The organism is bacterium, from assembly GCA_030247525.1.
GTDB lineage: Bacteria > Electryoneota > JAOADG01 > JAOADG01 > JAOADG01 > JAOTSC01.
On sequence record JAOTSC010000164.1, the window covers coordinates 1 to 7,376 of the forward strand.

8 protein-coding genes are annotated in these 7,376 nt (G+C 46.6%); 5 read left to right on the forward strand and 3 right to left on the reverse strand.

The features are described 5' to 3' along the window. The 3 genes from OEM52_12475 to OEM52_12485 form a co-directional block, all read right to left on the reverse strand. A partial coding sequence (locus OEM52_12475) for an ATP-binding protein (protein MDK9700955.1) occupies window positions 1-959 on the reverse strand: 959 nt, incomplete at its 3' end. A 316-nt stretch (window positions 960-1,275) separates the two neighbouring features. Next, entirely contained in the window at window positions 1,276-2,523 is a 1,248-nt protein-coding gene (locus OEM52_12480; GenBank protein ID MDK9700956.1) for an MFS transporter, read from the reverse strand. 156 nt (window positions 2,524-2,679) lie between these two features. Continuing rightward, complete coding sequence (locus tag OEM52_12485; GenBank protein ID MDK9700957.1) at window positions 2,680-2,901, reverse strand: hypothetical protein; 222 nt, start codon at window positions 2,899-2,901, stop codon at window positions 2,680-2,682. Between the two features lie 189 nt (window positions 2,902-3,090). On the opposite strand from OEM52_12485, the gene OEM52_12490 reads away from it, so the two are divergent. From OEM52_12490 to OEM52_12510, 5 genes are all read left to right on the forward strand, one after another. Further along, the gene (locus tag OEM52_12490) at window positions 3,091-4,443 is read left to right on the forward strand and encodes a hypothetical protein (protein MDK9700958.1); all 1,353 of its coding nucleotides are present in this window, start codon (window positions 3,091-3,093) and stop codon (window positions 4,441-4,443) included. Window positions 4,444-4,753: 310 nt separating this feature from the next. Further along, on the forward strand, window positions 4,754-5,230 hold the full coding sequence (locus OEM52_12495) for a MaoC family dehydratase (GenBank protein MDK9700959.1): 477 nt from the start codon (window positions 4,754-4,756) through the stop codon (window positions 5,228-5,230). A gap of 1 nt (window position 5,231) precedes the next feature. Beyond that, the gene (locus OEM52_12500) at window positions 5,232-6,149 is read left to right on the forward strand and encodes a CoA ester lyase (protein ID MDK9700960.1); all 918 of its coding nucleotides are present in this window, start codon (window positions 5,232-5,234) and stop codon (window positions 6,147-6,149) included. Window positions 6,150-6,153: 4 nt separating this feature from the next. Further along, the gene (locus OEM52_12505) at window positions 6,154-7,071 is read left to right on the forward strand and encodes an AAC(3) family N-acetyltransferase (GenBank protein MDK9700961.1); all 918 of its coding nucleotides are present in this window, start codon (window positions 6,154-6,156) and stop codon (window positions 7,069-7,071) included. After that, window positions 7,068-7,376, forward strand: a 309-nt coding sequence (locus OEM52_12510; GenBank protein ID MDK9700962.1) for a hypothetical protein, incomplete at its 3' end; no start/stop codon positions are given. The genes OEM52_12505 and OEM52_12510, both read left to right, overlap by 4 nt.

Sequence of the window (7,376 nt, forward strand, 5' to 3'; positions counted from 1 at the left end):
ATTCTAACTAATAAATTATCAAATACCTTTAATTTCTTTTGAACATCATCTAAATATATACATAACACTTTCCGATCATCTTTCGTAAGTCTACGCTTTGGTAACTCGACTGATGTTTCTCCACCAATGATACCTGCTTTGATCAATCTATCGCGGTAAAGTGTTTGCTCAGAATACCTTTCTCTGATTACTTTTTCGTTAACATCTTTAGGTAACGAGTATTTGAGAAGACGTTGAGGAAACGTTTGATCAAGCTTTGCTCCTTCAATTCCACTTACTTGTTGCAATTTGTTTATTCTCATAATCATATCAGAAGAAAATTGATCAACGGCAATTTTCTGTGTCACAGTTTCTTTTCTATGCCGATAATTAGAATCTTCCGAAAGTACAGAAATTATTAATCTTTGTGTTTCAACTAGAGTAATATTGACCGACTTATACAGATCTCTAATTAGTTCAGGTTCCAATTTCACAGATTTTTTCAATTCTTCCGGAAGTAGATGTCCGTATTTGTACATCACTTCATAAATACCAAATGTCTCATTAGTTTGATTGTCACGCCATAAGTTTTGATCTACCCGTTCTAAGTTGTCGACAAATCTTTCTATAGAGTTATATGAATAAATAGATCTAATATTTCCTTCTTCAAGAGGTTCAATATTATATACTAAATCGCGATATTTTAAGACAAGTCTTGTTGTTTCATTAGTGACTTTATCTCTAATATTGTTTACTGTTAGTGATCCTGATGGTTGAAATTTTATATGTATTGAATCAAAAGGTATTTGGAATAGTTCGTAATACTTTCTGTTAAACAAAGCATAAATCAATCTCAAGACAGTTGTTTTTCCAACTCCATTTGGTCCATGAATTATTGTAACTCGTTCACCCATGAAGAATTGGATAGTGTGATTAAACCGTCCAAATAGAGAACGGATCGAAATTTCAACTATCTTCATTTGTAACTCCTAAACTATGTTGTCTTTAACACTATCATGATAGTTCCAGAATAAAACAAGGCCTACAAATAACACTAAAACATTCAACAACAATAACGTTGAAGTTAAATATTCCGTTGATAGCAATATTATTCTAATCATGACGTTTCGCTTGTTGATTTGCTCATTGATTTATTACAAGTTACAATGATCGATAGTAAAAATCAACTGTCAAACGAAAAGTGAAAAAATCAATAGATTATGTAGCATCGCTATGCACGAGTATGCTAGATTAGCATCTATTCGTATCACGATTCTTTTCGAATCACCAAAGCCCTTACACCCTCAAACTAATATTCTCTCCGAGTTTCACGTCGTATTTGCGGGCGACGATCATCGCCACCGATGCTGCAATCCAAAACAGAGATGCTACCGCCAATGCAATGCGATTACCGAATAGGGTAGTGATGCCAAGCCCCATGAGCGGAGCAAAGGCGCCACGGACACCGGTTGCCGCGATATGTACCGATTGATACACCGCCACATCCTCCCCACTCTGGGCAAATCGCATCGCGCTCAAATTCCAGAGCATTATGACGCCGCTCATGATCGCGCCGAAAAGTCCAAAGGCAATCATCACGACCGTTTTTTGCATTGCTCCATCGAACAGTGAGGCAGAGAGTAAAACCAGCGGAAAGAGTGCGCCGAGTGCAAACACCTGCATCGAGAGCCGATGGGGCGTCGAGCGGTCGAAGAGCCGCCCATAGAACGGGATGCCCGCAATCATCACCAATTGAAAAATCGTGCCGCGCGCAAGCCCGATGTCGCTGTAATGCAATTGCAAATCGTCGACGAGATAGAGCGGAATCACCGGAAGCTGCATCATAAATGCGACGCCATACAGCATAAACGCCATTTCGAAGCGGAGAAAATCTTTCCTCCGTTTGAGTAACGCAATCACTTCGCTGAGCGGCGCGAAAAAATTGTCGCGACGGAAATGGAAGCGGTCAATATGATCTTCGTTGCGGGTAGGAATTGACGCCAAGGCAAGCACACCGATGAATCCAAGTAAACCAGTCACGAAGAAGAGCGATTGCCACCCGTGATATACGTGATCGAGCCAGTAGCCGCCCACCGCCGAATAGATTGCGCCGGTAATCATGCCCAATCCTTGCGCCATGCCGAGCATTTTCCCCGTGCGATTGGCAGGAATGTATTGCTGCAGGATGCGGGTTTGCGCAAGGGTCTGTGCCGAAGAGACCAACGCGAATACGAGAAAGATACCGAAGAGATGCCAGTAGGTTGTCAGCAGCAATCCACTCGCAAGCGCCGCCACCGCAATCGTTCCCGTTACCCGGATCAAGGGGCGTTGATCGCGTCCGGAGAGATAGCGTCCCACCCAGATCGAGATGATACTCGTCATTGGAAACATCATCGTCAGAATGGTGACTTGAAGCGGAGTCGCCGCGAGCGATTTACGGGCGATCACTTCACCGAATTGGAATGCGACATTCACCATCGCAAACATTGCGGTGAACAGGAAGAGGCGGCGGATTACCGGTTTGATTTCGGAGGTGTCGTTCATAGTTTTACAGCAAGAAAATAGCTTGCTTTCTCATCGTGGGAAAATCGGGTCGTTGGAAGTCCGCGCCGGGTTGTTTACCATTCGTTGTATTAACAATATAACAATCGCGACAATCTGGTAACGCCATTTGATGAGTTTGCGATTGGTTGAGCTTTTTTACTTCGGTGTCTGAACGGCAAATATCCCGAGTGAATTTGCGGTGAAATAGCGAACAGCGTTTTCCGGCAAGGATTTGCGGGTTAGTTGACAGTTTTCGATTTGGGCGGTATATTGCTCAAACTTTTTCGAGGAGTTATGCCAGAAATATTCGCTTGGAGCTTGTGTATTGTACGTTTCTCCGGCTTTCCTGTTGAGTTTACCATTGTTGTTTATCGACATTCGCAATCGATACGGTCGGTGACTATTGGATGACGTACAACTTGTTTCCTGCATCTGTGAAATCTGACGAACCAATCGAACAGAATCCAGACCGTTACATTCTCATAGGCAGAGACCTTGCAGAATGGCAACAGCGTCAATATGTTCTACAATCGAGCAGGAACGATTGACAATCAACTGAAGGTAACCATGAATTCCCATTATTTTCGCCGATTCTTAGCAAAATCGTTTCTCCGCTATCGGCATCGCAACTTCGATCAAGTCACCGCCGAGTTGATTGAACGCGAGCATTGGCCGGTAGACGTTTTGCGCACCTGGCAATTGGAGCAATTGAAGAAGTTTCTGGTGCATTGTTACGAAAACGTTCCCTTCTACTCGGAACGCTTCGAGGAGGCGCGGTTTAATCCGCACACCTTCGAACATTTATCTCAGATCGAAGCGATCCCCGTACTAACCAAAACCGACATTCGGGGAAATTATGAGCGGATGACGGCAAACGGGGTAGACCTAAAGACGTTGAGTAAAGGATCGACCGGTGGCAGTACCGGCGTGCCGGTCGTTTTCTTCAAAGACGAATACGTTCGCTCTTATGACGCTGCTTCGGTATGGCGGCACATGGCTTGGGCGGGTATCGAACCGGGCGACCCGATCCTGCGGGTTGGCGGGCAGGCTTATGTCAAATCCCGCAAAAAGCGTCTTTTTGCCAAATCTCAAGCGTATACAATGAATTTCACCAGTCGAACCGTTGCGTCGGTTACCGATGAATACTTGGATACTATCGTCGAGTACATGCAGACAAAGAAGCCGGTCGCAATGTGGGGATACGCGTCCGGCGTTTATTTGATCGCCCGGCATTTTCTCAAGCGCGGGGAAAAACCGAAGCATCTCAAAGCCGTTTTTACCACCAGCGAAGTGTTACAGGATTTTCATCGCGAAACAATCCGCGAAGCGTTCGGTTTAAGTCCCTTCGATGGTTACGGCGGCGGCGATACCGGTGTCGCGTGCGAATGTCGCGAACACAATGGGATGCATACGAATGACTCTCATCGATATATCGAATTGGTAAACGAAGAGGGAAAGGCGGTCGCTCACGGCGAGTACGGCAGAGTCGTCGTAACGAATTTTTTGAATCGTTCCTGGCCGTATGTCCGCTACGACATGGGCGACTTAGCGCTGGCGCTTCCCTATGAACCGTGCGCGTGCGGCATGACGTTGCCTAAGATTGGAACGGTGCAGGGGCGGACTGGCGATTTTATTCGTACTATCGATGGGAAAACCGCCACTACTCCCAACTTCACCTTAGTCTTCCGATACATTTTCAAAGAAGTCAAAACATATCAGATTGTTCAAGAGAAACTTGAAGCGGTTATCGTAAGGGTTGTTCCTACGGAACTCTATACGCAAGAGACGAATGACCATATCCTGCGCAGTTTCCGCAAGATTCTTGGCGATAACATCGATATCCAACTCGTGTTAGTGGAGGATGTCGAAGTAACGCGCGCCGGGAAACGGCGCATTGTGATTTCACGGCTTGCCCAATAAACAGACTGGTCGAAATCGGCTGATCGGTTAACTCATGTAATTCTCGTTACATGTGAGGAGTGGGTAGATTTCATTGCATGTGCTTGAATATCACAGTAAGTTACATTGGTAGGAGATAATTCTCCTTTTTTCGAAGCATTCAGTGGTGACAATCGGCAATTCTTGCCGTAGCGAAGCATCATACTTAAGGATCGTTCTGTAACAAATGAACATGCGCTGCTTTCCTGATTGATGGAACATTCGTTTGATTTTACGAAGTGAGTACTCATCGGCCTTTCGAGCCGTTCACACGCAAATAGAAGGATTGTACATGGAAACGATACAAAGTCCGTTTGGACATACCTTCGAGGAATTTACCGTTGGTACGGTTTTTAAGCACTGGCCCGGCAAAACAATCAATACCAGCGAACAAAGCATGTTTTGTTTATTAACGATGGTACACCACCCTGTCCACCTTGACGAACAATACGCTTCTGAGACCCAGCACGGAAAAATTTTGGTGGTCGGCACCTATGTGATTAGTCTCATCGCCGGCATGAGTGTACGTGACATCTCCGGAAAAGCGATTGCAAATCTGGAATACGAAAAGATTGTCCACAACGCACCAGTCTTCATTGGCGATACTCTACGGGCTGAAACGGAGATCCTTGAGAAAATCGCATCGAAATCGAAACCTGACCGGGGTATCATTTATGTTGAGACCCGGGGATTCAACCAGCGCAATGAAAAAGTACTAACGTTCCGTCGCAAGCTACTGGTTCCCAAAACGAATGTTGAGGGGGTGTAACATGGCGAAACCTTATCCCGGCGACTGGGTGCTACGCACCTTGTTATTCGTACCCGGACACAATGAGAAACTCTCCCGGAAAGCGGCTGAAACCGACGCTGATTGTGTTGTACTTGACATTGAAGATTCGGTGCCGCCCGAATCGAAAGACGATGCGAGAGTCACGATTCGGCGGCTACTCGAGGAAGGGTGCTTTCGCAAGAAACCGGTTTTTGTCCGGGTAAACTCGCTGGAAACCGGCCGTACTTTGCGCGACGTCGATTCAGTTGCGTGTGAAGAACTACAAGGGTTCGTTTATCCGATGACGATGTCACCGGAAGACATTTTAATCTTTAGCGCTCAGCTTGAGATGATCGAATCGGAGCGGAATCTACCTTCCGGCTTTTTCTCGATTATCCCAGTGCTGGAAACGCCGCTCGGCGTGATCAACGCCTATCCGATAGCAAAGGCGTCGTCTCGAACGATGGCATTGATATTTGGCTGTGAGGATTACTTGGCGGATGTAAAAGGAACCCATTACGCCGAGGACGTAAGTCTGCTACACGCTCGGATGCAACTGATCCTTGCGGCTCGCGCAGTCGGAGCAATTCCGTTAGATGCCGCGTTCGTTCACGTTCACGATATCGATGGGTTTGTCCAATTCGCTTCTCGGGCACGTGCGCTTGGTATGGGCGGTACGGCGGTACTATCGCCGAAACAAATTCCAACTGCCCATGCAGTCTATTCGCCGACTGAAGAACAGACGATACTTGCCCGCAAGATTGTCGATGGCGCCGAGCAAGCGAAGAAAGAAAATAAAGGCGTCGTAATAATCGATGGTGTTTTTGTTTCGCCGCCGACCCTGAAAGGCTCACTTCACACGATGCATTTATCAAATGCGATCGCAGCGCTGGAAGAGTTTAAGAAAAATGGAGCCTAAACCCATGTCCGATGCAACTGAACCCACCGGTTACACCAAGGAGATTTTGAAAGAGCATTTATCGGCGTTGGGTATCCGAAAGGGCAATATTCTTTTAGTGAAAGCTTCCTTGAAGTCGGTGGGGAAAGTAGTGGGTGGTGCACAAGCATTAGTTGACGCGTTTGTGGAAACCGTTGGGGAAGAAGGTACGGTAATTTCCGCCTCCTTCGTCAGCGGTTATCCGCTTCCGTTTAGCGAGGAGGATGCGAAAAAAGTTGTTACGGTTGAAACGCCATCCTATGCCGGCGCCTTCACAAATACAATGGTGAAGGATCCCCGGATGTATCGCAGCCGACATCCACTGCAAAAATTTGTCGCAATCGGCAAAGACGCAAAGGAGCTAATGGAACGGCATACCGCCCAAACCGGTGCGTATGAAGTCGTGAATTGGATGATCGAGAAAGGCGGATTAAATGTCAAAGTCGGAGATGATGATAAAGTCCCCGGAATCGGCACCACTCACGTCGCAATATTACAGCTTGGTTTAAAACAAAAGACCGAAGACTACGGCGTGAATTATCTTGATGCCGATGGACAAGTGAAATTTTTCCAGCGCAACTGGGCGGGGGGCTGCGCCCGCGGTTTCATTAACTTCATTCCCTTATACGAAAAGGAAGGGGCAATTCTTGCCACCGGTCATGTCGGAAATGCTGCGGCAAAAATGACCGATCTGAAGAAAACTCTCGAGATTGAATTGCGGGTATTGCGTGAGAATCCATCATTCTTTTTATGCGACGATCCGCTTTGTTCGTCGTGCCGGACATCTTGGGAGTTTCTCAAAAAAACCCCTTCTTATTATCTGATGAAAACATTTGCACCACTGGTTCGAGGTACGAAGATATCCGCTTCGATTAAATCACTTCGTAAGCGGTTGGCGCGATGAAGCTATGTGTAAAGTGTAAAAATCCATCGCTTCCCGAACGGCGGTACATTCTCGATTGCATACTGTCGGATATTCTTGGGCTTTCGTACGAGCTGTTGCCCGGCGATGCTGGCGCGCTGGTAATCACCTGTCCCGAATTGTCGGAAACAGCATCGCTCACGATAACCGAGATGCTGTTCGCCAATCCTGCCGACCGGATTATCGATTTGGCGGCGCTTCCCAAACGGCCGTTAGAACATTGGTACGTCATCGAACCGGAGTTTAAAGAGAGGCTGACGAATCCCGATTTACCGATTATTTATGGC

Excerpts from the sequence above, each read along its gene's own strand:
- OEM52_12505 (MDK9700961.1), top strand. The coding sequence starts at position 6,154 with ATGTCCGATGCAACTGAACCCACCGGTTACACCAAGGAGATTTTGAAA.
- OEM52_12480 (MDK9700956.1), bottom strand. The coding sequence starts at position 2,523 with ATGAACGACACCTCCGAAATCAAACCGGTAATCCGCCGCCTCTTCCTG.
- OEM52_12495 (MDK9700959.1), top strand. The coding sequence starts at position 4,754 with ATGGAAACGATACAAAGTCCGTTTGGACATACCTTCGAGGAATTTACC.
- OEM52_12485 (MDK9700957.1), bottom strand. The coding sequence starts at position 2,901 with ATGTCGATAAACAACAATGGTAAACTCAACAGGAAAGCCGGAGAAACG.
- OEM52_12500 (MDK9700960.1), top strand. The coding sequence starts at position 5,232 with ATGGCGAAACCTTATCCCGGCGACTGGGTGCTACGCACCTTGTTATTC.
- OEM52_12490 (MDK9700958.1), top strand. The coding sequence starts at position 3,091 with ATGAATTCCCATTATTTTCGCCGATTCTTAGCAAAATCGTTTCTCCGC.